Raw genomic sequence first — 25,245 nt, 5'->3', positions numbered from 1 at the left:
TCCCGTGGCGGCATGATCACGGAGATGGAAGCATTGACTGCCCCCGGCATCCACTTTCTCGACGCGCGCGGACCGGAAGGCATGCGCATCTATGCGGTCGGCGACGTGCATGGCCGGCTCGACCTGCTCGCCGCCATGTACCGCCGGATTGCGGCCGAGATCAGCCAGGCGCGGCCGGCCGACTGGCGTGTCGTCCATCTCGGCGACTATGTCGACCGCGGCCCGGACTCAAAGGGCGTCATCGATTTCCTGATCGAAGTGCGAAAACGCGACCCGCGCCACCTGATGCTCGCCGGCAACCACGACATCGGCTTCCTAGACTTCCTCGACACTCCCGATGCGGACGGGCTTTTCATGCGCTATGGCGGCATCCAGACCGCGCAATCCTATGGCGTAGCGCTCAATGAAGGTGGCGGCGCGTGGTTCGGCAGGTCCGAGGCGGCATTGCGGCAAGGCCATGCAGCACTTGTCGAGGCCGTGCCGAAAAGCCATGTCGAGTTCCTGCAGTCGCTGCCGTTTTCACTGACCTTCGGCGACTTCTTCTTCTGCCATGCCGGCATCCGGCCGGGCATTGCGCTGGAATGTCAGAGTGCGCAGGACCTGATCTGGATTCGCGATGTCTTCCACACTCATTCCGGCCTGCATCCAAAAATCGTGGTGCATGGCCACACGCCGGTGTCGGAGGCCGAGGTGATGGTCAACCGCGTCAATATCGACACGCTCGCCTACCAGACGGGAAACCTCAGCGCGCTCGTCGTCGACGGAGCCGACAAGCGTATCCTGGTGGTGTCAGGCGAGAGGGGTAAAAGCGCTTAGCGAAGCGCGGCGGTGACGCCGTAGCCGTCGACGGCGTTGTGGTTGTTGGCTGCGTCGCCGGCATAGGTGCCGAAGCCGCACAACACTATGGCCGACAACATGACAAAGGACAGAAGCGCTGCTTTCACGGACGTCATCTCTTGTTGAGCTTCCTGCATCTGTGCACGGGGTGGGTTACGAATGGGTTGAAACGGAAAAAGCGTCTTAAAGTTTCGACGATTTCGCGCTTTTAGGCATGTTCTGTATCGGCGATGTGTCGCGCGAGTGACCCAAAAGGTTCATCGCGTTGCACCGAAGATGCAGAGCGGGTGCCTTCTAGGGTGGCGGGCGGCCACAAGCCAAGCACGAAACATGCTGTCCACAGCGGATTTTTGCCGGCGTGCCAAATATGCAACGTCGATACTGACTGATCAGATCGTCGCCACCCAGGCGCGGGCGATGGCCAGCCCGGCGGCATCGGCATCCGCTCCGTGGCGGGCCATTTCGTCATCGAGCCGATCGCTCCAGTCCGGGTGCCGTTCGGCAATGAGCGATGCGAAGGATGCGCTCCAGTCGCGGACCATCGGCCGGTCCGCCTCGAAATGGAACTGAAAGCCATAGACGGCACGGCCGATGCGAAACGCCTGGTTCTCGGCGACTTCGTTGCCGGCGAGCCGCACGGCATTTTCGGGCAAGACAAAGGTGTCGTCGTGCCATTCGAAGATCGGGAAATTTTCGGGCAGCGCTGCGAGCACCGGATCGGCCGTCGCCGCCGGCGTGAGCGAGACCTTGTGCCAGCCGAATTCCGAGGCGCCGCCGATCCGGTTCTCGCCACCGAAGGCGCGCGCCACCAGTTGGCTGCCAAGGCAGATACCGAGCACGGCGCGATCCTTGCCGGCGAAATCGCGCGTCAGGTCGAGAAGTTCAGGAAAATACGGGCAGATCTCGTCGTCCAGCGCATTCTGGGCGCCGCCGAGCACGACCATGGCGTCGTGCGCAGCGCTGTCCTGCGGCAGCATCTCGCCACCATAGGGCCGGCGCAGATCGATATCGGCGCCTGCCTCGACAAGCGCTGCGCCGATCTGGCCAAGGCCCTCGCTGTCGAAATTCTGGACCACCAGCACCCGCATCGAAAAACCTGCTGACATGAAAACGATGCGACGAGCGATATCATGCCGCCGTCATTCCGGCCAAGATACGTATTCGGGGAGAAAGCTATGCCACTGCAGAATCGGGTCGACCCGTTCGGCGTCATCCACGCCGTGCCGGAGCGCGGCCTGTTCATGGGCAATCGCGGCATCATCCATGACCCCGAAACGAAGACGCTGCTGAAAAAGCGCTGGGCGCTGCAGGCCTGGATCATCTGCGTATGCGGATTCCGCGATGTGCGGCGCGAGCCGATGGGCCGCAACAGGCAAAGCGACGACCAATCGGTGGGCAAGGCCGGCTGGACCGAATTGTTTTTCCTGGACGAGGTGACCGCACTCTCGGCCGGGCATCGGCCCTGCTTCTTCTGCCGGCGCGAGCGGGCCAGGGACTTCGTCCGGCGCTTCGGCATGGCCTTCGGCATTGCCGCGCCGCGCGCACCGCAGGTCGACAAGCGGCTGCATAGGGAGCGGCTGGCGTCGGGTGGGCAGGCACCGGTCGTATCCGTAGAAGAGCTTGCCGGGTTGCCGGACGGCGCCATGGTTGCGGACGGCGGCAATGCCTATGCGATGCGCGGCGGCAAGGCGCTGCGCTGGTCGTTCGCAGGCTATGGTGATCGTGTGGGGGGCGATCCGGTGGACGGCGATCCCGTGGGGTTCGGCGGTTTTGCCGACCGTCCAATCCGCCTGCTCACGCCGGCGACCACCGTTGCCGTGCTGAGGCAAAGCTATGTGCCAGTGTGGCATCTGTCGGCCGAGACTTGACGCCAAGAGCCGGCTCGCCCATTCCTCGGCGATGCGCGCCAATTACAAGATGCAGCGGCTGTTCGTGCCGGACGACCTCGGACCGGATATCGAGTTCGAGGCGAGCCCGCAGCAGGGCCATTACCTGATGCATGTGCTGCGGCTCGGTGAGGGCGCCGAAATCCTGTTGTTCAACGGCCGCGACGGCGAATGGTCGGCTTCTATCGCCGCCAGGTCCAAAAAGACGGTGCGGCTGAAGGTGCTGGCATTGCAGCGGCCGCAGCCGCCGCTGCCCGATCTCGTCTACTGCTTTGCGCCGCTTAAGCAGGGTCGGCTCGACTATCTGGTGCAGAAGGCGGTCGAGATGGGCGCCGGCGTCCTGCAGCCGGTCATTACCCAGCACACGCAGGTGGCAAAGCCCGGCATCGAACGGCTGCGCGCCAATGTCGTCGAGGCCGCCGAACAATGCGGCATCCTTGCGGTGCCGGAAGTGCGCGAAGCGGAAAAAATCGAGCGCCTGCTGGCCGGCTGGGACAAGGAGCGGCGGTTGATCTTCTGCGACGAGGATGCTTCCACCAACAATCCGCTGCCGGCGCTGCAGGCGGTGCGGGAGAAGAAGCTCGGGCTGCTGGTCGGCCCCGAGGGCGGATTTTCCGACGAGGAACGAAGGATGCTGCGGGAGCTGCCTTTCGTAACCGCGATTCCTCTCGGTCCGCGCATCCTGCGCGCCGATACGGCTGCTGTGGCGGCGCTGGCGGTGATACAGGCGACAATCGGAGACTGGTGAGGCACTTCCCTTCTCCCCTTGTGGGCCTTGTGGGAGAAGGAAGAAGCAGCCAATCAATTCCAGTTACCCTGTGGCTCAGGATTTTTCGCTTGATCGCCTACTGACATTTCGTCCATCTAGCGCCGGCGGTCGTCCGACCACCTACAGCGCCGCGCGTCCTTTCGGACGCGCAAAGGACGCTGTAGCACTTGATTGGGCACATGATCCTTTCCGAAAATCGAAGCCGATTTTCGGGGTCATGTGCTAGAGGACTTGTAATGGCGCGCGACACAACCGATTTCCGGCCGATCGAAGGCGTCGACGAGCTTGTCGAGCACTTGGCTGAAGGCAACAAGCCGCGCGACAAATGGCGCATCGGCACCGAACACGAGAAATTCCCATTCTATGTCGACGGCAATGCGCCGGTGCCCTATGGCGGCGAGCACGGCATCCGCGCCATTCTTGAGGGCATGCAGGAAAAACTCGGCTGGGATCCGATCATGGATGCCGGCCGCATCATCGGCCTGGTCGAGCCGACCGGCCGGGGGGCGATTTCGCTGGAGCCCGGCGGCCAATTCGAACTGTCCGGCGCGCCGCTGGAAACAATCCACCAGACCTGCCGCGAGGGCAACGCGCATCTGGCGCAGGTGCGCGAGATCGCCGAGCCGATAGGCATCCGCTTCCTCGGGCTCGGCGGCAGCCCGAAATGGTCGCTGGCCGAGACGCCAAAAATGCCAAAGTCGCGCTATGAGATCATGACGCGCTACATGCCCAAGGTCGGCACCAAGGGCCTCGACATGATGTACCGCACCTGCACCATCCAGGTGAATCTCGACTTCGAGAGCGAGGCCGACATGCGCCGCAAGATGCAGGTGTCGCTGAAGCTGCAGCCGCTGTCGACGGCGCTGTTCGCCAACTCGCCGTTCACTGAGGGCCGGCCCAACGGATTTCAGAGCTGGCGCGGCGACATCTGGCGCGACACCGACAACCAGCGCTCGGGGCTGCTCGACTTCTGCTTCTCGCCCGATTTCGGCTTCGCCGACTATGTCGAATGGGCGCTCGACGTGCCGATGTACTTCGTCATCCGCGACGGCCACTACCACGACATGACGCACGTCTCCTTCCGCCAGTTCATGGCAGGTGCGGCCCGCAACGAGATTTCTGACGGGCTTCCGACGATGGGCGATTGGGCGAACCATTTGTCGACGCTGTTCCCCGACGTGCGACTGAAGCGTTTCCTTGAAATGCGCGGCGCCGATGGCGGACCATGGCGGCGCATCTGCGCGCTGCCGGCTTTTTGGGTCGGGCTGCTCTACGACGCGGCGGCGCTCGACGCGGCCGAGGCGCTGACCTCAAGCTGGAGCTATGAAGAGGTGCTGGCGATGCGCAACGCCGTGCCGGAACAGGGCATTTCGGCGCCGTTCCGCAATACGACACTGCGCGAGATCGCCCGCGACGTGCTCGTCATCTCGCGCATGGGGCTGAAGAACCGCGGCCGCAAGAACCGCGACGGCTACGACGAAACGTCGTTCCTCAGCACGCTGGACGAAGTCGTCGCGCGCGGCACCACCAGCGCCGAGGAACTGCTCTCCGCCTATCATACGCGCTGGGGCGGCTCGATCGAGCCGGTGTTCATGGAGTATGCGTATTAGCCGTTTGCTATCGGCTTGGCTGACGGCTCGGGAAACGCGCTTTCCGAAATCGATTCCGATTTTCGGGCCGATGCGGTAGGCTCTTCTACGAGGATTTTCCCGAGGAGAAAACCAATGGCTTCCTTGTTCGACATTCTGGCGCAGGCGCAGAACGGTAACGGCATGCAGGCCCTGGCCCAACAGTTCGGCCTTTCGCAGCAGCAAGCGCAATCGGCGGTCGAGGCGCTGCTGCCGGCCTTTTCACAGGGGCTGAAGCGCAGCACCTCCGACCCCTACGGGCTCGGCGCGTTCATGACGGCAATGGCCAGCGGCCAGCACGCCAAATATTTCGAGGACGCAGGCCGGGCCTTCTCGCCGCAGGGCGTCGATGAAGGCAACGGGATTCTTGGCCATCTGTTCGGCTCAAAAGACCTGTCCCGCGCCGTTGCCAGCCAGGCAGCACAGGCGAGCGGCGTCAGCCAGCAGATCTTGCAGCAGATGCTCCCGGTCGTGGCTTCGATGATGATGGGCGGCCTGTTCAAGCAGACCACAAATCAGATGCAGGCAGCAGGCGGATTCGGCGGCGGCAGCAATCCGCTCGGCGAGATCATCGAGCAGATGATGCGGCAGGCCGGCGGCGGCGCGCAGGCACCGCAACAGCGCCAGGCGCCGCAGCCCGGCCCGATGGACAATCCGTTCGGCAAGATGCTGCAGGACATGTTCGGCGGCGCGCAGCAGCCGCAGGGTCAGCCGCAGCAGGCGCCCAATCCCTACGGCGACAATCCGCTCGGCAAGGTGCTGCAGGATATGTTCGGCGGCGGCGCGCAACAGCCGCAGCCGCGTCAGGCACCACAGCAGCGCGAAACGCCGCAGCCACAGGCCAATCCGAGCGGCAGGCCACGCAATCCGTTCGACGATTTGTTCGGCAAGATGTTCGAAGCGGGCGCGCAGCAACGCGACGATTACCAGAAGGGCATGGAGTCGATCTTCGATCAGTTCAAGCGAGGCATGGACCGGCGGTAGCGTGAAGCTGGCCTTCGGCTGATTTCAAAAAGAAAAATGCCCGATCCTTGGGAGGACCGGGCAGTGCGCAGGCGGGCCGGCGGGGAAACCGGCAGGGAGTGGGAGCCTGCGAAATCCAAGCACCGCGCGCCCTAAGGGCACGCAACCATCGATCAGGTCACTTTGCGGGCAATATCCTCGATCGTGTCTGTGCGATCGGCTGCGATAATGCGAAGCCTCTCGGTTGGATCGCGGCCAAACGGCACGTCGATGGCGACGTGGAGATCGGCGCGCGTCAAGCCGATGTCGGCAAGTTCGGCGTCCGACATCTCGCCAAGGCGATAGAAGGCGCGGCGGTTTTTCCAGGCGCGATAGACGCTGGAGATGGTGTTGACCACGCGCGTCGCAATAGCCGGACGCGACGTGATGCGCGAAGTCTCGGTGGCGAAATCAAACGTAGCCATGTCAGTCTCCTTCATTCGAACGGACGAAGACGCGCGATCGGCGCTGGCAACAGCGGCCGTTCCGGTCCCGATTCACATGCTGTCATGTGGACAGTCGTAAATTTGCCATCGTTCGATTGATTAATCCAACGAATGTTTCTAATCTTTAACATCAACACTAGTGATGGATTGGACCGATGAAAGCGCCACTCGATCTCGATCAATTGCAGACCTTCGTCTCAATCGTCGACACCGGCAGCTTCACCCGCGCGGCGGAAGCGGTGCATCGGACCCAGTCGGCGGTGTCCATGCAGATGCGCCGGCTGGAGGAGCGGATCGGCAAGCCGCTGTTCGAAAAGGACGGGCGCACCAACAGGCTGACCGAGGAAGGCGACAGGCTGCTCTCCTACGCAAGACGGTTGCTGTTCCTCAATCGGGAAACGCTGGCCGCCTTCGACGACCGGCGGCTCGAAGGCACGATCCGCATCGGCACGCCGGACGACTATGCCGATCGCTTCCTGCCCGAGATCATGGCCCGCTTCGCCCGTTCCAATCCACGTGTCGAACTGACCGTGATCTGCGAGCCGACGCCGGGGCTGGTCGAGCATATCAAGCGCGGCAATCTCGATCTGGCACTGGTGACGCATAGTGACGCGCACGGCCAGTCGGAAGTGGTGCGGCGCGAACCGCTGCTGTGGGTGACTTCGGCCAACCATGCGACGCATGAACAGGACGTTCTGCCGATGGCCTTCGGCCGGCCGAACTGCATCTGGCGGCGGGCCGCGGTCGACGTGCTCGACCGGCAGAACCGCGACTACCGCATCCTGTTCACCAGCTTCTCGGCGACCGTCATCACCGCCGCGGTGCTTTCCGGCCTGGCGATCTCGGTGCTGCCGGAATGCGCGCTGCGCCCCGGCATGCGGGTGCTGGGCGACGCCGACGGATTCGGCACCCTGCCCGATTGCCGCATCGGCATCATGCGCGGCCAGACGTCGCGGCCGGAGATCGTCGACGCGCTGGCCCGTCACATTTCGGAAAGCCTCGACAATATTTCCGTGCCGCTCGGCGAAGAGACGGGAAACTTCGACTTCGCAGCCTTTTCGAAGATGAAGCGGGGCAAGCCGAACCAGATCGTGCCGGGCTGGTAAGGATCAGGCGGAAACTGCTGCCGGCGTGCTGTCCTTGCCAGGCAAAAGGCCGGCCAGCCGCAGCAATTGCGCCGGCTCCAGCGGCAGCGACAGCAGATGGCCCTGAAACTCTCGGCAGCCCATGGCGACGAGCAGCGCCTTTTGCTCCTCGGTCTCCACGCCTTCCGCGGTGACACCGACGTCAAGAGCGTCGGCAAGATCGACAAGCGCCCTGATGATCGCCGCCGAACTCTCGTCGCGGCCGAGGAGGTTCACGAAGGAGCGGTCGATCTTGAGCTTGTCGATAGCGTGGCGGCGCAGATAGTTCAGCGACGAATAGCCGGTGCCGAAATCGTCGAGCACTATGGCGATCCCCGACCGGCGCAAGGCAGCCAGAGCCGTCCTGGTCGTATCGTTGTTGTCCAACAGCACGCCCTCGGTGATCTCGAGCTGCAGGCGCCCTGGCGCCAATCCGGTCTCGGCGAGAACCGCCGCAAGCTGCTCGGCGAAACCGGTGTCGCGCAGTTGCAGTGGCGACACGTTGACGGCCACCCAAGGCAATTCGGTGCCGACAGCGAAGCGGCAAGCCTCTTGCAGCACCCATTTGCCAAGCTGGCCGATCATGCCACGTTCTTCGGCGATGGCGATGAATTGTGCTGGCGGCAAGCCACCATGGACCTCATGTCCCCAGCGGATCAGCGCCTCGGCACCGAGGATCGTGCTGCCGTCCGCCGCAAAGATCGGCTGATACGCCAGCTTGATCCCGGTTCCGCCATTCAGGGCATGGCGAAGCTCGCTCTCAACCTGGCGCTTGCGCAACAGGAGGTCGTCCATGTCGCCGGCAAAGACCTGGTAGCGGCCGCGGCCGTTCTTCTTGGCTTCATAAAGCGCGATATCGGCCTTGCGCAGCAAGTCGTCCGCATCGGCATCCGGACCGGTCGACAATGCTATGCCGATGCTGGCGCTGACAAAAACCTGGTCGTCGGCCAGCTTGAACGGCTCCTGCAGCTTTTGAAGCAGCCCCTCCGAAACATCCTCGGCGCCTCGGATGTCGTCAACATCAATCAGGATCATGGCGAATTCATCACCGCCGAGCCGTGCCACCGTGTCGACCTCCCGGATTGCCTGCTGGAGCCTCGCGGCGGTCTGGCGGACAAGCTCGTCGCCGGCAGGATGGCCAAGCGTGTCGTTGACATGCTTGAAACGGTCGAGGTCGAGATAAAGAAGCGCCACTTTGGCTGTTTCGTGACTGGCCGTGAGCAAAGCGCGCCGGAGCCGGTCCTCGAACAGCGCCCGGTTGGGAAGGCCGGTGAGCGTGTCGTGGAAGGCGAGATACTGCGCCTCGGCCTGACTGGTCTGCAGCGCCGACGATGCACGGCGGAGGCGGCGCAGCAGGAATGCCAGGACACCTGCCGCGAGCAGCGCGCCACCGATCAGGGCCGGCCCTGCCTCGCGCACAAGCGCGCTGCCGGGCCGCTCCTGATCCCAGCCGGCATAAGCCAGGATGACGCCGCGTGAGTCGACCAGCGGAATGGCAGCCCCGCCAACCGGCTGCGACAACGGCAGCAGGCGGGCGCCCGCCAACAGATATTGCCCGGCGATCTTGGCCAGCAGCGCGTCGGTGATGAAGTCCACCGAGATATGAAGGTATTCGCTGCCAGGCGTCTGGATGACGCGGTCGGAACTCGGCACCAGCGGCATGATGCTGAGGATGGCAGGTTTTCCGTCAAGCTCCACCAGATCCCCTGCGGCCAATTTGACCGGACCGCCGGCCAGGTCTTCTTTCGCCGGCTCGCGGATCAACCGGCGCACCCTTTCGACCGTGGGCAACAGAACCGATTCATCCTCGCTGTAACGCGCCGGCGCCAGCACGTTTCCTTCACGCATCGCATGGACCGGACGATCGGCGGCATCCAGTACATAGACCCGATCATGCCCATAGTAGGAATACATCCAGACGCTGATGTTATCGATCATCCAGTCCACGTTGCCGGCCTTGGCATTGATGACGGAATCGTCCCAGACTGAGATGCTTTCCTGCTCGCGATCCACCGCCGCCATCCGGTCCCGCATGCCGTTGGCGAAAAGGATTTTCTGCCGCTCGAGGGAGACGCTATCCGCCTGCACAGTGGCGTAAAAGCCAAAGCCGACGACCATGGCAAGCGCGAAAATGGCAAGCGCCATCACCGTCAGCGTGACCTGGAACGTTAATGGGCTGCGTTGAAGACGACGGCTCATGCGTCCTGGCCACTCTCTTTTCCGCACAGTCATCAGATCGGGTTAAGATCGAGTTATGACATCGGCTACGAGCGACGGCCTTGACGCCGGCCAACAACCGCCCCCCAATCGGCCAATGAGCGACGCTGCATCCGAATCACGTACCAACGCCACCGAATACACGGTCAGCGAGATTTCCGGCGCGCTGAAGCGCACGGTCGAGGACGTCTTCGGCAATGTGCGGGTGCGCGGCGAAATATCAGGCTATCGCGGACCGCATTCCTCCGGCCATGCCTATTTCTGCCTCAAGGACGACCGCGCACGGCTCGACGCCGTGGTCTGGAAGACCACGATGGGCCGGCTGAAGTTCCGCCCGGAAGAAGGCATGGAGGTGATCGCCACCGGCCGGCTCACCACCTATCCCGGAAAATCCACCTACCAGATCGTCATCGACAATCTGGAGCCCGCCGGCGCCGGGGCGCTGATGGCACTGCTGGAAGAGCGCAAGCGCCGGCTGCAGTCCGAAGGCCTGTTCGATGCCGGCCGCAAGCGCTTGCTGCCGTTCATGCCGCGCGTCATCGGCGTCGTCACCTCGCCGACAGGCTCTGTCATTCGCGACATCATCCACCGGATCAAGGACCGGTTTCCGCTGCATGTGCTGGTCTGGCCGGTGCGAGTGCAGGGCGAAACGGCCGGCGCCGAAGTGACCGCCGCCGTCAACGGCTTCAACGGACTGGCGCAGGATGGCGTCATCCCGCAGCCCGACCTGCTGATCGTGGCGCGCGGCGGCGGCAGCCTCGAGGATCTTTGGGGGTTCAATGACGAGGCGCTGGCCCGCGCCGTCGCCGCCTCGCGCATTCCGGTGATTTCCGCCGTCGGCCATGAAACGGACTGGACGCTGATCGACTTGGCGGCGGATGTGCGGGCGCCGACACCGACGGGTGCCGCCGAAATCGCCGTGCCCGTACGCGCCGACCTCGAAGTGACGCTTGCCGGCCTTGGTGCGCGGCTCAAGGCCGCGGTGTCGCGCAATTTCGAGCGCAAGCGCCAGGCGGTGCGTGCCGCCACCCGGGCGCTGCCCTCGCCCGACCAGTTGCTGGCATTGCCGCGCCGGCGTTTCGACGAGGCGACGAGCCGGCTTGGCCGAGCGCTGTCCGTCAGCGTCCAGCGCAAGCGAGCCAGGCTTCAGGCGCAGCGGCTGACGCCGGCCACCCTGTCGCGACGCATGAACGAGGCCCGCACACTGGCCGGCCGCGACCTTGGCCGCGCGCAAGCGGCGTTCTTCGCCATCGTGCGCGAGCGGCGAACGCGGTTTTCGCGCACCGCGGCGCGGCTGTCGCCGGCGCCGCTCGCAAGGCGGCAGAAATTGCAGGCAGATGCCCTGACGGCGCTGTCGCGGCGGCAGGACCGGGTGATTTCGGTGCGGCTCGAGCGTTTGCGCGGGAAACTGACCCAGGCCGACCGGCTGCTGGCGACGCTGTCGCACAAGGCGGTGCTGGCGCGCGGCTTCGCCCTGGTGAAAGATGCCGACGGCGCAGTGATCAATCAAGCGGCGGAAGTGGCGCCGGGGATGGCACTTTCGCTGGAGTTCGCCGACGGAACCGCCGATGCGGTTGCGACCAGCGGCGCGGCACGGCCGAAAACTGTTGCAAAGCCGGCCGCCAAAGCCAAGGAGCCTGGCAGCCAAGGCTCGCTGTTTTGAGTGCCGATGATTTCCGGCAATCCACATCACCAGACGACGCCTTCCGGCAGGCCGCGTGCGCGAGCCTTCGGCATTCGTTTTGACGGAACGCCCGGACCGTTCAACGCGATCACCGATGTGGCTGGCGTTGCGGTCGGTTATTCGACGCTGATTTCGGGCGAAGGTGCGCTGGTGGTCGGCGAGGGGCCGGTGCGCACCGGCGTGACCGCCATCCTGCCCAGACCGCGCGCCGAACTGGCCACGCCGGTGTTTGCCGGCATTTTCGGCCAGAACGGCAATGGCGAATTGACCGGCTCGCACATCATCGAGGAAACCGGTGCCTTCGATTTTCCGATCACCATCCTGCGGCGTTTCACGCGACGGAACGCTGCGCTGGATGCAGCGCGTGCTGCCGGCCGCGCTCGACAGCGGCTGGGGCCTGCCGGTGGCGGCGGAGACCTATGACGGCTTCCTGAACGACATCAATGGCCACCATCTCGGGTTTGAGCATGTCGCCGCGGCCCTCGATGGCGCGACCAGCGGATCGATCGAGGAAGGCAGCGTCGGCGGCGGCACCGGCATGATCGCCTTCGGTTTCAAGGCAGGCTCCGGCACGGCATCGCGCCTCGTCGAATGGTACGGCCGGCGCTACACGGTCGGCGCGTTCGTGCAGGCGAATTTCGGCACGCGGAGCAATTTTTACCATTCGCGGCCTGCGCGCCGGGCCCGATCTCGTGGCACCGGCGATCCACGAAAGCACGCCGCGCGCCGAGAAGGGCTCGATCATCGGGATCGTCGCCACCGATGCGCCGTTGCTGCCGCATCAGATGAAGCGCTTGGCACGCCGGGTGCCGCTCGGCGTCGCCATGACCGGCGGCTTCGGCTATCACAGCTCGGGCGATATTTTCCTGGCCTTTTCGACCGCCAACCGCGAGGCGGCGATGGCGCCGTCAGGCCGCATCGCCAGCGCCGACTTTATCCCGGATACCGACATCGACCCGTTCTTCGACGCCGTGATCGGGAGTGTGGAGGAAGCTATCCTCAATGCGCTGGCCGCCAATGACGACATGACCGGGCGCGACGGCAATTTCGTGCCGGCGCTGCCAAAGGCATGGCTCAAGAGCAAATTCGGGGCTAGGCAGAGAAAGTAGAACTGTGTGGCGTGTCACGCATCGCACAGGTGAATAGACGCCTTTTGCCGGGTCGGTCGGCAGGTCACTCGGCAGGCCTGTCCGAATTCTTTTCGTCCTGGTCGGCCTCAGCCGCCTCTTCCAGCCTCGACGCGATAAGTTCCTGAATGTCGCCGACCTCTTCCTGGATATCCTCCAGCGGTATGCCGGCCTCAGCAGCCTTCGCCGCGCATTCCTTGGCGAGGGTCTCGGCCTGCTCCTCGATCCTGTCCAGCGAGGACTGGCAGTGGACCTTTTCGCCGATCCACTCCTGCAAGAACTCGATCGCGTGTTCGCTCATGCTGCTGTTCCCTGGCGGCTGCGCCGGTTGGTAATCATAAACGCCGGCATCCCCGAAAAGATGCACGCTCCTATTCCAACCGAGTCGCCGTCACCCGGCAAGCCGATCTTGCCCAAGCTCCACAGGGCTGACGGAAATCGAAGGTTCAAGGAGCACATTCTAATTCTGAAGGAGATTCTATTTTCCTGAGCAGACTGGCACCGTTGGCTGGGATCAGGTCCCGGATCGCGCCATTGTTTCTACTTGTTATTTTCCGGCAAACCAGTCAATTTGTATGACAATAGGTATCACATTACGCGGCACGTTTGCGGCGCCATTCGCTGCGCAACCCTAGGATACGCGGCCAAAGCCGCCGCTATATAGTGACATCCTCAGGCAATGTCGACCCTGCTCGCCGTCCTGCTTCCTTCCGCCGCGCCGAGCGTATCTGGATGGCATTTTGTCACCGTCGGGGCGAGCATGTTTCGCCGGAAATCGGGCGGGCGCTCGGCCTATCCGCCAACCATGAGCTTGACGACTTCGTCATGATTAGTCTCCGAAATCTTGCGCTCGCCGGCCTGGATGCCGCGGCGCAGCACGACGATACGGTCGGAAACGGCGAAAATGTCCTGCAGATTGTGCGAGATGAAGATCACTCCCCGGCCTTGCGCCTTGAGCTGGTGGATGAGCGAGATGACCTTGCGCTGCTCCGGCACCCCGAGGGCCGCGGTCGGTTCGTCCATGATCAGGATCTGCGCATCCCAGTAGACGGCCCGGCCGATGGCAACGGCCTGCCGTTGACCGCCGGAGAAATTGCTGACCGGGGCGTCGAGCCGGCTGACATGGAAGTCCAGCCGTCCCATCGTCTGCTTGGCGGCGACGGCCATCGCCTTGCGATCGAGCACCGGCAAGAAACCGAAAGCCTTGCGCATGGGTTCACGCCCGAGGAAGATATTGGCGCCGATGGACAAATTGTCGGCGAGAGCGAGATCCTGATAAATGGTCTCGATGCCTTTTTCGCGCGCCTCCTGCGGCGTCGCGAAGGTGACCGGCTGCCCCCTCAGCAGAATTTCACCGCCGGTCGGCTGAAAGACGCCCGATATCGCCTTGATCAGCGTCGTCTTGCCGGCGCCGTTGTCGCCGGCCAGCGCCACCACTTCGCCCGGCCGCACGGCCATGGAGAAATCGTTCAGCGCCTGTACCGCGCCGAAATGCTTGGAAAGGTGCCGGACTTCGAGGAGGGGGGCGGTTTGTTCGGAACTATTCATCCTGGCGAGCTCCACTGAACCGGCGCTGCGCCTGGTCGATAAGGACGGAGATAATGATGACGAGGCCGACGGCGATGAACTGCCAGAACGGCTCGACATTGACGAAAACCAGCCCGTATTGAATGACCGCGATGACCAAGGCGCCGGCGACCGTCCCGAAGATGGTGCCTGAGCCACCGAACAGGCTGGCGCCGCCGATTACCACGGCTGCCACGCTGTCCAGCAGCAAGGGCTCGCCGGCCTGGGCGGCGCCCGCGGTGAAGCGCGCTGCATAGAGCGCGCCCCCGAGGCCGGCGCACATCGCCGAAAGCACGTAGAGGCGCAGGATGTGGCCCCTGATGTCGATGCCGGCGCGGCGCGCCGCCTGCACATTGGCGCCGATGGCGTAGTTATGCTGGCCGAACCGGGTCTGGCTCAGGATGTAGTGCATCACCACGACAAAGACGGCGGCAATGATGACGAGATAAGGCACCCCGTAGAACCTGCCGTTGCCAAGCAGCGCGAACCAGGAATTCTGGACCGGCACCGTCGTGCCGCCGGCCAGCAGGAACGCAGCGCCGCGCGCCACGCCAAACATGCCAAGCGTGCCGATAAAAGGGGGAATTCTGAGGCGCGAGATCAGCAAGCCATTGATGACGCCAGGCACGCCGGCGACGATCACGGCCGCCAGAATGCCCAACATCATGGCCAGAGGCACCGGCATGGCGACGCCAGCCATATTCGTAGCGTGGGCGGCGACGACGGCCGCGAGACCCATGATGAAACCCAGCGAGAGGTCGATGCCTCCCGAAATGATGACGAAGGTCTGCCCGGTCGCCAGCAGCAACGGCGCCACGGCGAATATCGCAATGGACTGCACGTTGAACGGGTTGAGCACGAAGGTCGCGCCGAAGGAGAGCCTCGACCAGACCTCGAAACAGATGATCAGGCCCGCAAGGAACAGCCAGGCGCGCCCTTCGGCGATGCGTGCGAGCCAGCTCCTGGCCGGATCACCGTGATCCGCCTGAGGAGCGACATGCGTTTCGGTTGGTGATGTTGAAGTCATGGATGGTTCCGATCCGCAGAGCGGCCTCCGACAAACAGGGTCAAAGCGACCCGGCGCAGGTCTCCTTCCGGCAGGCCGGAAGGAGACTGGCTGGACTTATTCGGAATAGAGGTATTTCGAGATGTTCGGGTCGGCGATGTTGGCCTTGTCCATGATCGTAAAGCCGGTGCCGATCGCAACCGGGATCGACTGGCCGGTCAGATGGGCATAGGCCGACACGACGCCGAAATAGCCGATTTCCGCGGGATGCTGGGCAATCGCGACGTCGACAAGGCCAGAGTTGATGTTGTCGGCAATGCTGGTCGGCGCGTCGAACGCCACGACCTTGACGGTGCCGGTCTGCCCGGCCTGCTGGACGCCATTCGCCGCGCCAAGCGCCGAGAACAGGTTTGCGCCGAACACCCCGACGAGATCGGGATTGCGCGCGAACACAGCCTGCAGCTGCGAGGCGGCCTTGTTGGCGTCATTGTCGTTGAACTGGGTTTCGAGAACGGTGATGCCGGTATGGTTGGCCGCCATCTCCTTCTTGAAGCCCTCTTCACGCTGGTCGGTGGTCGAAATGCCGGGCTTGACGTTCGAAACGTAGACCTTGCCCTTGTCGCCTATGGCCTTGGCCAATGCCCGCGCGGCGATCTCGCCGCCCAGAATGTTGTCGGAGGCAATATAGGACAGTGGGAAATCCGCCTCGCCGGCGCCGGTCTGGTAGACGCCGCTGCCGATGAAGGTGTCGACGGTGATCACCGGAATGCCGGCGTCATGGGCCTTGCGCAGGGGTTCGACCAATTGAACCTTGTCGGTCGGCGCGATCAGGATGGCATCCGGCTTCTTGGCGATGACCGCGTCAAGCACGGGGACTTGCGTTACCGGATTGAAATCCGGGGCGCCCTGGAAAACCAGGGTCACACCAAGGGCATCGGCTGCCGCCTGGGCTCCCTTGCGCATGGTGATGTAAAAGCCGTCGGTGGTAAGACCCGGAATGAGCGCAATGGTGTATTTTTTGTCCTGCGCCAATGCGGGCGTGACCAGCGCCGCTGCGCAGATGGCGAGAGCCGCCAGAGCGGCAACAATCTTCTTCATAACATCCTCCTCCTAATGTTGGCAGATTTTGCCGTTGCGAGTCGTCCCGGCTCTGTGAAGTGCTGGCGGCGAGAAGCGGGTTTCGCCTGCTTGCTGTTATGGGGCAGCCTCCTCCCAAGCGCCCCAGTCATTAAATCGACCGTCGAAACCGACCAGCCTGCTGCGCAGTCCCGTTACGAGCCTCCGCAAGGTGCAGGAAACTGCGCCGCTCGGCTCGCATGCTTGCCTAGCTGCAATGTTGTAACACTTTGCTGAAAGAAATTGCAACCGCACATTTCCGGGGTCGAAACGCTTTCAAACCGGACACCATCTGTCTGCTCCGCAGAGCCCCTCCCGCAGACTATTGCTCCAACGCCTTGACGACACAACTGATGATTTTGCGGCGATGATTTCGCGGCTGCGGGTTGGGTGTCGATCGGTCCGGAATCGATCAGCTGTGCCGATGTCACGTATCGGCGTGCCCAGCATTATCGGGGCAAGAGAGCCTCGAGAATGGCCTGGGCCGTCTTCGTGTCCGTCACCAGAGCATTGATGAGCCTGGCGCGGACGGCACCTATGATCGCCTTCGCCTTCTCCGGCGAGGCGGCAACGCCGATCACCAGCGGGACGGCTCGAAGCTGGGCCGGCGACATTGCGATCATCCGGCCCTCCCCCTCCCACGGGATGAGCTTGCCTTCGGCGTCGAAGTAGTGGCGGATGACGTCTCCCGCCGCATGAAACAGGGCCTGTTCGCTCAGCGTGGCCGCGCTCGCTTCGGGCGGATTGATGGCATGGGGCAGGCCGATGCCGACGATCGCAACGTCGGTCCGGTCCCAAAGCGCGACGCTGTCGCGGATGGCCGCATCGCCGAGGAAGACCTCACGCAATTCGGACGACGGCAGATAGGGCGCATGGATGAAATGCGGCGTCCCGCCCAGCTCTTCTGCGGCCAGCCGCACAAACTCGTTGATCTGAAAATGCGCCGCCTGCTGCTGCATGCCGCCGGTGGCAGCGACGGTAAGAACGCCGGGAATGCGCGGCAGGCCTGCCTGGATCACCTCGCGAATGGCTCGCCCCCAGCCGATGGCGACGACCTTGCCGGCCGTCAGTCCCGCTTGCTTGAGCAAGGCGCCGAGCGGCGCAGCGAGCGCCGCCAGCGCACCGGCTGACGGCGTTTCGATGACCGCCGCGTCACGCAGCCCGAGTGCCTCAACCAGTTGCGTGGTGATGCCTTCGGGGGTTGCAAGATCGAGAACTTCGATCCGCACGATGCCCTCCGCTCTCGCCCGCTGCAGGAGGCGCGATATTGTCGCGGTGGAGACGCCAAGCCGCCGCGCGATATCGACCTGCGACATGTCCGCCTCATAGTGCAGTTTGGCGACCGTATGCAGCATCGTCCGCGATGCGGCTGCATCTTGTGCGGGAGGTGCAGACAGCTTGCAATTCCTTTCAGCAATGTGTTACAGACCCATCGACCGATGGGAGTTATCGCGCAAATCCGGCTGACTCGCAACGTGGGCTGGTTTCCACGGCAGATTGCGGCCAAGGCCGAATTTCTCGGTCCGATAGCGCAGCAAAGCGGCAAAACCTCCTGTCGGGAGGCAGGTAAAACTGAACCTTTCTTGTTTCCACTGATCTGCGCCCCGATGAATGGGCGCCAACATCGGACAGAAGACCCATGACAAAGATGACGACCGCAGAGTTGCGCGGCTACCAGCAGATATGCGGCAAGGACGGGGCGATGATGGCCATCGCCTGTGACCAGCGCGGCGGCATGCGAAGCTTGCTTGCGGCGGACCCTGAAGAACAGGCCAAGATCACCGACGACATGCTGGGCGACACCAAGTCGGACATCACGCGATACCTCGCCAGCCAGGCATCCTGCGTGCTGCTCGACCCGCTCTGCGCGGTGCCGCGGGTTGTCGATGACGGGGTGCTGAGCCGCGATACGGCTCTGCTCATCGGCCTCGACGCTTCGGGCTTCGACGTCTCGCCTGCCGGCTACCGCCTGTCGCGTCTCGTTCCCGGCATCGGCGCGCGCCGCGTGCGCGAGCTCGGCGGCACCGGCGGCAAGATCATGGTCTATTTCAGGCCCGACAGGCCTGAGGCGAACGAGCATAATGTCGCCATTCTGCGCCAATGCATCGCCGATTTCGCGCAAGAGGACCTCCTGCTCGTCGTCGAGTTCCTGACCTATCAACTCGAAGCGGAAAGCCATGAAGAGTATACGGCCAAGATCCCCTGGCTCGTCGAAGAGGGCACCCGTACTTCGCTGGAATGCGGGGCAAAGGTGCTCAAGCTTCCTTATCCCGGAACGCCGGAAGCCTGCGCCAGGATCAGCAGCATGGCTGGCGAGGTGCCTTGGGCGGTCCTCTCCGCCGGCGTCAACCATGCAACCTTCCTGGGCCAGGTCGAGATCGCGATGAGGAACGGCGCGTCAGGCGTCATCGCCGGCCGGTCGCTGTGGAAGGACTGCATCTCGCTCGACCGTGACATTCAGCGTGAAAGGCTCAGGACTATCGCGGTGTCGAGATTGCGCGAGCTTCAGGCGGTGATCGGAAACTACCGGCAGAAAGCCGCTTAGCACGATGACCCCGAACCGAAGGTCCGCGGATGCAAAATCGAAGTCGATCTTCGAAAAGGATCATGCGCAAATCAAAGTACTATAGCGTCCTGTGCGCACCAGGATGCGCGGCGCTGTAGCTATCCGACGTTCACACCAGGCACGCACGGGACGTCATGCCTCTGACCATGATCCCGACAAGTGGGGACCGGTTTTCGGAGAAGATCATGGTCAAACAGCAAGATAGAGCCCCATTTCGATTTAGTCGAAATGGAACAGGCTCTGGTTCGATGGCCATAGGAATCGATATCGGCGGCACCAATCTGCGCGCTGCCCGTGTTTCCGGCACGGGCGAAATCCTCGAGCGCATTTCCGAGAAAAGCGCGCCGGACCCCGAACTCGTGCTCTCCCGGATCGCCGAAATGGTACGCCGGCTCGATTGTCCCGAAGTTGCGGCCATCGGCATCGGCGTCCCCGGCCGCGTCGATGCGCGGCTTGGCGCGGTCTTGTCAGGGGGCTATGTCAACCTCGCCTCGGTCTCCCCTGCGCAACGACTGGAAAGCCTGGCGGGCAAGCCCGTGGTGATCGACAATGACTGCAACATGGCACTGGTCGCGGAAATGGCACTCGGCGGCGCCAGAGGCCATGAAAGCATCGTCATGTTCACGATCGGGACCGGCATTGGCGGTGCCGTGGTCCAGGATCGGCGGATCGTCCGCGGCAAGGGGACGGCGGGGCAGCTCGGCCATATCACCGTCGACATATCAGGCGAAGCGTGCGTCTGCGGCCGGCGCGGCTGCGTTGAAACCACAAGCTCAGGTACCGCACTTGGCCGTCACATCGCGCGGGCAGGCCTCGGTCCGGACGTTTCGGTCGATCAGCTTTTTGCCCGGGATGCGGGCGGCGATCCCTTGGCGCGCGGTATATTGGAAGCCTGGGCCGGGCCGCTGCGTGCGGCAATCGACACGACCGTGGCCATGTTCGACCCCGACCTGGTGCTGCTCGGCGGCGGACTTGGCCTGGCGGCCCATCGGGCGCTTGCCAGGGCTCCTGCCCTGGCGCCCTGGTACCAATGCCCGGTGGAAGCGGCGCAACTGGGTGACGACGCCGGGGTCATCGGCGCCGGTCTGCAAGCGCTCGCCGAGCAACCGGCAGTTGCACAATCAAAAGTTGCAGAAGCCTCGCCAGTATCCTTGCCGACCGCCCGGCTCGATCGCACCAGGCGCGCCGTGCTCGTCAACGGCATCCCCGCCAGCGGCAAAAGCACGGTCTCGCGCGGCATCGCCGCGCACATGGGTTGGCCATTGCTGGCGCTCGATACGATCAAGAACCCGTTCCTCGAAGTGCTCGGCGGCGGCGATCGCGAATTCAACCGCATACTCGGCCGCGCCAGTTACCAGGCCATCTGGTCGGTCGTCGGCGAGGCCCCGGCGGGCGCCATATTTGTCATCGACGCCTGGTTCGGCTTCCAACCGCGCCAGGTGCTCGAGGATCACCTGCGCAGCGCCGGCGTTGAGCAGACCGCCGAGATCTGGTGCCATGCGCCCGGCGAGGTTCTGGCCGAGCGCTATCGCGCAAGGCTCGACCAGCGTCCCGCCGGCCATCCCGGCGCGGCCTACATCCCCGAACTGATCGAACTGGCCAAGCGCGCCGAGCCGCTGCGGCGCGGACCGCTGCTTGACGTCGACACGACCAGACCGATCGCTTTCGACGCCATCACGCAATGGCTGCAGGCGACGATTGCGGCTGACAGGTAGGCAGCGCAGCCCCTAAGCACGTCGCGTTTGAACGGATGCATGCGACGCGCCTTAAGTTATTCCCGAGCGTCAGGATGCTGCCCATCCATGTTCTCTATCACCGCACAAATGAGGAGGATTCATACAAAGGCCTCGCAGAAGGCTGATACAATGAGTAGTTAACCCGTCCTTCAGTGGGCTTGCATAAGCTTACGTTGCGAATCGGCATGGGAAGCGAACCGACTGGTCTATGGCCCTAAAGAAAGAAAACGCGCTGGAGGCCAGAATCCTTCAAGATCAGCTTGCTGATCTGAAGGCCGGTCTCTTCGTATCGATGCCGATAAGCACTATGCTATCAGGCCTGATTTTGACGGTGCAGGCCTTTTCTGGCGGGGGCTTTGCCGCCGCAATCTGGTTCCTGGTTGTCAATGCCATAAATACCGCCCGCCTCGGACTCGCCCGTTATCAGCTAAACGAGACGGGGGATCAGGGCGATTTAACAGGGATTTCGCAGCGGCTTCGCTGGTTTGGCATCCTTGCTCTTCTGTCAGGGTTTGCCTGGTCCTTTCTTGCCGTCCTTACCGTTGGCTACACAACGCCGCAAGCGCCGCTGCATCTGATTATTCTGGCGGGCATCTCAGCTGGTGCGGTTACATACGGCAGTTCATATGCCGCGGCCGCGATCAACTTCATTACGCCGCCGCTTGTGATCGCGATGGGTTGCCTGTTGGCGAAAGGCAACTTTGAAGATTACATTCTGGCCTTTGCCGTTCTGCTCTTCGTGGGCGGCTTGGTTCGAGGCTCGTTTGTAGGGCAAGCCCGCTTCCGCGAAGCAAGCCGCCTGAGACATGAGGCGGAGCGGCTTGCGGCGGAAATGGAGCGCAATTCCAGGGAGGACCACCTAACGGCCCTTCTCAACAGACGGGGCCTCGAACACGCGATCAATCAGCTCGAGAATACGGACGGCCCGTTCGTTGCAATGCTGATTGATCTGGACGGCTTCAAATCTGTCAACGATACCTACGGTCACAGGACCGGTGATGAACTGCTCATCATGATCGCCCGCCGCATCGAGCAGGCAGCGCCGGCAGGCTCAACGCTCGCCCGTATCGGCGGCGATGAGTTCGTGCTGTTTTTTCCCTCATTCAGGAGTTCGCTTTCTCCCAGTACCCTCGCATCCAATATCATAGCCAAAGTCGCCAGCCCCTATCGTGAGGTCGCGTCCGTCCGGATCGGTGCATCGATCGGAATATACCTGGCTGAAAGGCCGGGGCTGACGGAAATGTTGCTGCGGGCGGATGTCGCCCTCTACACGGCCAAGCGTCGTGGCAGGAACGAATTTCGCCTGTTCGATGCCGAACTCGACAGGGAATTGCAACGTCGCCAGTCCATCGAACGCGACCTTCATTCAGCGATAGAGGCGAGAAGGGTGGCACCTTGGTTCCAGCCCATCGTGAGACTCGATACCGAGGCCGTGATCGGTTTTGAAGCCTTGCTGAGGTGGTCCCATCCGATCCATGGTTCCATCTCTCCACCCGAAATCATGACAGCCGCACGCGAAACCGGAATGCTTCAACTGTTAACGCAAACGGTATTCTCCGACTGTTGTGCTCTTATCGACGGCTTGGTGAAAGGTGACCGTCGAGATGTTCGTGTGGCAATGAATGTTTCACCGCGCGAATTGGAAGCCGGCGATATCGACGACATGGTTCTGAATGGTCTGGCGGCAAAAGACCTTCCGGCAACGATGTTCGAAATCGAGATTACCGAAGAATCTCCAGTGGACCCGGAAAGACTGGATGAAAAGCTCGGACGGCTTTCACATGCCGGAATTTCCATCGCGCTCGATGACTTCGGCACCGGCTTTTCCACGTTGGCGTCGCTCAAGGACAGTCGGATACGCAAGGTGAAAATAGACCAAGGCTTCATCCGCGGCTTGGCCAAGTCTCGGGAGGACCGGCTGCTTGTCAAAACGGTGATCGATCTTGGTCGGGCGCTCGGGATCGATGTCATGGCCGAGGGCGTCGAAACAGAGGCGGACCGGCAAATTCTGTACAAGCTCGGCTGCAGAACTGCTCAGGGCTTCCTATTCTCCAAGGCGGTGCCGCTAAGCCAGGCGCTTGAGGTGACACTAAAAGAGCACGCCACGGAGTTGTGAGGGCACACGCCACCAATGAAACCGCTGCGTGATCTCTGATCATGGGTGGTCAGGGGCGAGCGGTACGCTGGCTGTGCTGTCGCTCGCCGAACACGGCCTTGGTGATCGTGGCGTGCACGCCGAAATTTCCGTCGGCGACTTGCGTAATGCCGAAGTCGGCGGCAAGCGACATGATGCTCAACACCTCGTCCTCCGTGAGATCGTATGTCTGCATGATGAATCGGCGCGTCTGGCGGAAGGCGTTGCGCAGCGCCAACTCGATGGTGGATGTCTTGTAGACGTCCGACTGCGCGTTGCTGCCGAGGTCCCTGAGGTAGTTGGGATGGCTAAAACTCTGTATCACCCAGCTGTGCTCGGTTTCGATGAGCGGCGAGTTGAGACCGCGCAGGAAAGCCGGGCACACTTCGCCCGCCTTGTGCAGCTTGATGATGATGTCGCCGGTCAGCGAACACTCAAGACCCGTGCCGTTGATCTCGCCGTCCGCCTGCGCGAAATGCCCATCGCCGAGCGAGAGCAGTGCGCCCTGAACCGCAACGGGCAAATAAAGCTTCGCGCCGGCTCCGATCCTCCAATTGTCGATATTGCCGCCGAAATAGCCCGGCGGGATGGAATCGACCAGGTCGGCCTCGCGCGGAGCCACCGCGATGCACCCGAAATGCAGGCGCGCCGGTATGCGCACGCCGCTACCACTCAAGTCGCGATGCGAAACCTTGCTGTGGTCGACGGGTATGCCAGGATAGTCGATCGTCGCGTGGACAACGCCGAAGGGGTCGGTCTGCGGCTGCCATTCGTAGCTGTACAGCGGCCGCGCTGCGGCCGGGCACCGCATGTCGATCTCGAAGATAGTCACCGTTTCGCGTTTGGCATCCCGGTCCAGAAGGTCGTGATACTGATACCCCCACCACGCCGATACGTTCGATGCGAAGGCCTTGCCGGGAAAGGCAGCGCTCGGCCGTGGCCGAATTTCGACGAACTCGATCTCGAGCACGTCGCCGGGCTCGGCGCCGCGCACATAGATCGGGCCAGTCATGATGTGAACGCCGAACCCCTCGCCAGCGCCGCGCCCGAAGATGGAAGCGTTTGCCGGACCGGCCCCGCGACGGTCGACGCGCTTGTGTTCGGGTGACCAATCGAACACGCTTTCAGCCCCGCTGTCACCCGCCACCATCCGCTGCCAGTCGTCGCCCGCGTGCTGAGTGAGTGTCTCAACGGTGACTGAATCGCCCGGATCGACGCGCAACACCGGAGGCAGCGAGCGGCTGAAAAAGCCCCAATGCACGGTCTCCGCTGTTGCTGGCAAATGCCAATGGTCCGTGCGTTCGCGGGCTCTTGCCGTTGGTGGGCGATCCACAGCGGCCCGCAGCATCGGGGCCGGCCGCGCCGCCGCCGACTTGCGGCCGTCCGGTTTGCCTCGCAGCGGATAAGCTTCCTCCGTCTGCGACCTAGCGCGCCTCACCTGCCTGGGACTCATTCCAAACGTCGCGCCGAAAGTGCGGCTGAAATGCGATTGATCGCGAAAGCCCCAGCGCTGTCCGATCGCGGCCACGCTTTCATGTGCATGGTTGGGATCCGCCAGGTCGATGCGGCAATGTTCGAGGCGCTGCTGGCGCACATATTCGGAGAAGCTTTCGCCGCGCCCCTCGAACAGTTTTTGCGCGTAGCGTATGGAAAGCCCTTCCAGTCTCGCGATCAGGGCCAAGGCCAGATCCGGGTCCGACAGCCGGGCGTCAATCGTCGCCGCGACGCGCCTGAAATGCGCCGTTTGCACCCCGGTCAGGCTGCCAGCGGGCTCGCGTACCTCGCCAAGCAGGGCGCTTGCCACGAGTTCCGTCAAAGCCACTTCGGCGGCTGTCAGATCGGCCGCACCGGAAGTCTCGAGATTGGAGCCCAGCGTTCGCAATGCGGATTTCGCAACCGCAGCGACGACGGTGCTGCCTAGCACCTTCGGCAAGCGGATGCCGCTGCGGCCCAGCCGTGCTCCCAGCGGACCGGCGGCCGCCTGAAGTATGAACGCGCGGAAGTCACTGCGAAAGGTCATAGACCAGTCGTCGGCCGTGCCGAGCACCATCATGTCGCCGTCAGCGAGATCGAACGCCTGGTGCGGGGCGACAAGACGCCCGCGCCCAGCAACGATGAGAGCGAATAGAATCCCGTGGTCCCGGCGCATCGGCACGATGCGCTGGGGTGTACCAGAGACGTCGGCGAGGCGCGTGGTGGCGTTCGCTGCCCGCAGGTGCATGGTGCCTCTCGGGATCGGCTGGTCGTCGACAGACGCGGAAAGCGAAAGCTCCTCAAACCAGTCGAGCCACGCCTTGTCGCGGTGTTCGAGGGGCAGATGGTCGATCGATCGCAGAGCCGCAACCATAAGAGAAGAGGGTCCTTGTTGCATACTGCAGCGGCCTTTCCGGGGCGCGTTACG

21 protein-coding genes and 1 pseudogene are annotated in these 25,245 nt (G+C 63.2%); 12 read left to right on the top strand and 10 right to left on the bottom strand.

All coding sequences use genetic code 11. From position 1 onward, the window contains the following. Window positions 1-33: 33 nt before the first annotated feature. Window positions 34-816, top strand: coding sequence for a metallophosphoesterase (locus AC0L28_RS26905; RefSeq protein ID WP_473481282.1), 783 nt, complete (start codon window positions 34-36; stop codon window positions 814-816). On the opposite strand, the gene AC0L28_RS26900 is transcribed toward AC0L28_RS26905, so the two are convergent. Continuing rightward, the gene (locus AC0L28_RS26900; protein WP_091595274.1) at window positions 813-953 is read right to left on the bottom strand and encodes a hypothetical protein; all 141 of its coding nucleotides are present in this window, start codon (window positions 951-953) and stop codon (window positions 813-815) included. The genes AC0L28_RS26905 and AC0L28_RS26900 overlap by 4 nt on opposite strands. 273 nt (window positions 954-1,226) lie before the next feature. Then, a complete protein-coding gene (locus AC0L28_RS26895; protein ID WP_473481280.1) occupies window positions 1,227-1,925 on the bottom strand; it encodes a type 1 glutamine amidotransferase in 699 nt (232 codons plus the stop codon). A gap of 87 nt (window positions 1,926-2,012) precedes the next feature. Here AC0L28_RS26895 and AC0L28_RS26890 point away from each other — a divergent pair, with 87 nt between their 5' ends. From AC0L28_RS26890 to AC0L28_RS26875, 4 genes are all read left to right on the top strand, one after another. Then, window positions 2,013-2,705 (top strand): hypothetical protein, encoded by a 693-nt coding sequence (locus AC0L28_RS26890; protein ID WP_473481257.1) that lies wholly within the window; start codon window positions 2,013-2,015, stop codon window positions 2,703-2,705. A 31-nt stretch (window positions 2,706-2,736) separates the two neighbouring features. Continuing rightward, complete coding sequence (locus tag AC0L28_RS26885) at window positions 2,737-3,471, top strand: 16S rRNA (uracil(1498)-N(3))-methyltransferase (RefSeq protein ID WP_023800341.1); 735 nt, start codon at window positions 2,737-2,739, stop codon at window positions 3,469-3,471. A gap of 257 nt (window positions 3,472-3,728) precedes the next feature. After that, on the top strand, window positions 3,729-5,102 hold the full coding sequence (locus AC0L28_RS26880) for a glutamate--cysteine ligase (RefSeq protein ID WP_473481255.1): 1,374 nt from the start codon (window positions 3,729-3,731) through the stop codon (window positions 5,100-5,102). A gap of 114 nt (window positions 5,103-5,216) precedes the next feature. After that, window positions 5,217-6,104, top strand: a complete 888-nt coding sequence (locus AC0L28_RS26875) for a DUF937 domain-containing protein (RefSeq protein WP_128166161.1) — start codon at window positions 5,217-5,219, stop codon at window positions 6,102-6,104. A gap of 152 nt (window positions 6,105-6,256) precedes the next feature. Here AC0L28_RS26875 and AC0L28_RS26870 read toward each other — a convergent pair whose 3' ends face one another. Beyond that, window positions 6,257-6,547 (bottom strand): DUF1127 domain-containing protein, encoded by a 291-nt coding sequence (locus AC0L28_RS26870; RefSeq protein WP_023800338.1) that lies wholly within the window; start codon window positions 6,545-6,547, stop codon window positions 6,257-6,259. A 176-nt stretch (window positions 6,548-6,723) separates the two neighbouring features. Here AC0L28_RS26870 and AC0L28_RS26865 point away from each other — a divergent pair, with 176 nt between their 5' ends. Continuing rightward, window positions 6,724-7,674: a LysR substrate-binding domain-containing protein gene (locus tag AC0L28_RS26865; RefSeq protein ID WP_287191094.1), complete on the top strand. Its 951-nt coding sequence runs from the start codon at window positions 6,724-6,726 to the stop codon at window positions 7,672-7,674. Between the two features lie 3 nt (window positions 7,675-7,677). Here AC0L28_RS26865 and AC0L28_RS26860 read toward each other — a convergent pair whose 3' ends face one another. Beyond that, a complete protein-coding gene (locus tag AC0L28_RS26860; RefSeq protein ID WP_473481252.1) occupies window positions 7,678-9,891 on the bottom strand; it encodes a putative bifunctional diguanylate cyclase/phosphodiesterase in 2,214 nt (737 codons plus the stop codon). A gap of 115 nt (window positions 9,892-10,006) precedes the next feature. On the opposite strand from AC0L28_RS26860, the gene xseA reads away from it, so the two are divergent. The 3 genes and pseudogenes from xseA to AC0L28_RS26845 all read left to right on the top strand — a co-directional run bounded on the left by xseA (window position 10,007) and on the right by AC0L28_RS26845 (window position 12,702). Next, window positions 10,007-11,572: an exodeoxyribonuclease VII large subunit gene (gene xseA, locus AC0L28_RS26855; RefSeq protein ID WP_128175236.1), complete on the top strand. Its 1,566-nt coding sequence runs from the start codon at window positions 10,007-10,009 to the stop codon at window positions 11,570-11,572. Between the two features lie 6 nt (window positions 11,573-11,578). Continuing rightward, a pseudogene (locus AC0L28_RS26850) lies at window positions 11,579-12,191 on the top strand (P1 family peptidase); the annotation flags it as partial. A gap of 94 nt (window positions 12,192-12,285) precedes the next feature. Next, the gene (locus AC0L28_RS26845) at window positions 12,286-12,702 is read left to right on the top strand and encodes a P1 family peptidase (RefSeq protein ID WP_473481278.1); all 417 of its coding nucleotides are present in this window, start codon (window positions 12,286-12,288) and stop codon (window positions 12,700-12,702) included. Between the two features lie 64 nt (window positions 12,703-12,766). Here the strand turns inward: AC0L28_RS26845 and AC0L28_RS26840 are convergent, their stop codons facing one another. From AC0L28_RS26840 to AC0L28_RS26820, 5 genes are all read right to left on the bottom strand, one after another. Further along, window positions 12,767-13,021 (bottom strand): DUF768 domain-containing protein, encoded by a 255-nt coding sequence (locus AC0L28_RS26840; RefSeq protein ID WP_023800333.1) that lies wholly within the window; start codon window positions 13,019-13,021, stop codon window positions 12,767-12,769. Window positions 13,022-13,512: 491 nt separating this feature from the next. Further along, entirely contained in the window at window positions 13,513-14,268 is a 756-nt protein-coding gene (locus AC0L28_RS26835; RefSeq protein ID WP_128175238.1) for an ATP-binding cassette domain-containing protein, read from the bottom strand. Beyond that, complete coding sequence (locus tag AC0L28_RS26830; RefSeq protein ID WP_027156329.1) at window positions 14,261-15,313, bottom strand: ABC transporter permease subunit; 1,053 nt, start codon at window positions 15,311-15,313, stop codon at window positions 14,261-14,263. The genes AC0L28_RS26835 and AC0L28_RS26830 overlap by 8 nt, the downstream gene beginning before the upstream one ends. Window positions 15,314-15,409: 96 nt before the next feature. After that, window positions 15,410-16,390 carry an ABC transporter substrate-binding protein gene (locus AC0L28_RS26825; protein WP_128175240.1) on the bottom strand — a complete coding sequence of 327 codons (981 nt, stop codon included), beginning with the start codon at window positions 16,388-16,390 and terminating at the stop codon, window positions 15,410-15,412. Window positions 16,391-16,857: 467 nt separating this feature from the next. Next, window positions 16,858-17,763: a sugar-binding transcriptional regulator gene (locus tag AC0L28_RS26820; RefSeq protein WP_023800329.1), complete on the bottom strand. Its 906-nt coding sequence runs from the start codon at window positions 17,761-17,763 to the stop codon at window positions 16,858-16,860. A gap of 284 nt (window positions 17,764-18,047) precedes the next feature. On the opposite strand from AC0L28_RS26820, the gene AC0L28_RS26815 reads away from it, so the two are divergent. The 3 genes from AC0L28_RS26815 to AC0L28_RS26805 all read left to right on the top strand — a co-directional run bounded on the left by AC0L28_RS26815 (window position 18,048) and on the right by AC0L28_RS26805 (window position 22,826). Further along, window positions 18,048-18,953 (top strand): tagatose-bisphosphate aldolase, encoded by a 906-nt coding sequence (locus AC0L28_RS26815; RefSeq protein WP_128175244.1) that lies wholly within the window; start codon window positions 18,048-18,050, stop codon window positions 18,951-18,953. Window positions 18,954-19,222: 269 nt separating this feature from the next. Beyond that, entirely contained in the window at window positions 19,223-20,689 is a 1,467-nt protein-coding gene (locus AC0L28_RS26810; RefSeq protein ID WP_473481248.1) for an ROK family protein, read from the top strand. A gap of 229 nt (window positions 20,690-20,918) precedes the next feature. Next, window positions 20,919-22,826, top strand: a complete 1,908-nt coding sequence (locus tag AC0L28_RS26805) for a putative bifunctional diguanylate cyclase/phosphodiesterase (RefSeq protein WP_473481246.1) — start codon at window positions 20,919-20,921, stop codon at window positions 22,824-22,826. 49 nt (window positions 22,827-22,875) lie between these two features. On the opposite strand, the gene AC0L28_RS26800 is transcribed toward AC0L28_RS26805, so the two are convergent. Next, window positions 22,876-25,191: an acetamidase/formamidase family protein gene (locus tag AC0L28_RS26800; protein ID WP_473481244.1), complete on the bottom strand. Its 2,316-nt coding sequence runs from the start codon at window positions 25,189-25,191 to the stop codon at window positions 22,876-22,878. Window positions 25,192-25,245 lie beyond the last annotated feature (54 nt).

This window comes from Mesorhizobium sp. WSM4847 (assembly GCF_055811335.1).
Note: the sequence above shows the minus strand (reverse complement) of the source record. Positions and strands in the feature narration are given on the sequence as shown.